The sequence below is a fragment of the Membranihabitans marinus genome, assembly GCF_019802045.1.
GTDB lineage: Bacteria > Bacteroidota > Bacteroidia > Chitinophagales > Saprospiraceae > Membranihabitans > Membranihabitans marinus_A.
Genome location: NZ_JAHVHU010000044.1, coordinates 1 through 1329, shown reverse-complemented (window position 1 = coordinate 1329; position 1329 = coordinate 1). Strand labels below are relative to the sequence as shown.

Annotated in this window: 1 protein-coding gene; it reads left to right on the top strand. The window is 39.7% G+C overall.

Features of this window, described 5'->3' with window-relative positions; all coding sequences use genetic code 11:
- Positions 1-51 precede the first annotated feature (51 nt).
- On the top strand, positions 52-1263 hold the full coding sequence (locus KUV50_RS19300) for an IS256 family transposase (protein ID WP_222581850.1): 1212 nt from the start codon (positions 52-54) through the stop codon (positions 1261-1263).
- Positions 1264-1329 lie beyond the last annotated feature (66 nt).

Here is a 1329-nt window from a genome sequence, read left to right as displayed (position 1 = left end):
TTTGTGTTGAGCGGAATTGATCTGATTTTGTGAGTCTAAAAACTTTATACTATGAAAGATCAAACTCAAAAATTACTCGATGAATTGGTCAATCAGATTGCAGACAAGGATGAACTTGCCAAGGTTCAGGACGAGCTTTTTAAACGGGGAGTGGAAACGCTTCTAAAATCAGAGTTAACCGCTCACCTAGGGCATACTCCTTATGAAAAGACAGAACAACCAAAGTCAAATACCCGTAACGGTCATTCTTCGAAGACATTAAAAACTAAGTCTGGTGAAGTTTTAATCCAAGTACCTCGAGATAGAGCTGGAACCTTTGACCCGGTTACTGTAGAGAAGCATTCCAAAATGAGTAATGAACTGGAACAAACCATCTCATTGTTGTATGCCAAAGGAATGAGTACGGAGGATATAACTGATTTTGTGGAGCAAACTTATGGCGTCAAGTACTCCAAAGGGGCTATATCTGTAATTACAAACTCTTTACTGAAAGATATAGCCGACTGGCAAAGCAGACCATTAGAAGATCAATACGCCGTCATTTGGATTGATGCGATCCATTATAAAATCAGAGAAGATGGACGCGTACTGAGTAAGGCTATCCTAGTTGTGATGGGGATAAGCATGGAAGGGGTCCAGGATGTGCTCAGTTTAAAAGTATATGAGACCGAATCAGCCAGTGTATGGATGGAAATGTTAAGCGATCTAAAATCCAGAGGTGTCGAAGACATTCTATTCATGTGTTCGGACAATTTAAAAGGACTGGACAAAGCTGTTCAAGCGGTTTACCCACAGAGCATACATCAGATCTGCATCGTTCATCAAATCAGAAACACACTCAAATTTGTGTCCTATAAAGAACGTAAAGCAATTATCGCTGATATTAAGTCCATTTACAAGGCTGATAATGTGGAAATGGCTCAGGAAGCTTTGGAGCGCTTTCGAAACAAATGGCAGCATAAATACCACCTGGCTGTAAAAAGCTGGGAGCATAACTGGGATAACCTGACCGCATTCTTGAACTATCCACAGGAGATTCGCACACTGATTTATACCACGAATATCATAGAAAGCTTTAATGCATCTCTTCGAAAATACACGAAGAATAAGAAAGTGTTCCCCAATGATCAGGCTGCCCTTAAATCAGTCTTTCTGGCTGCCATGCAAATCAAAAATAAGTGGCAGAAAAAACGAAGGGGATGGACCCAGATTTTTAACCAACTGACTATCTTATTCCCGGATCGGGTGAAAGTCATAAAATGATTATTTAACTTTACTCATGAAATCAGAATCAATTTTGAGCGAATACACAAAATTTTAAACAAGCCC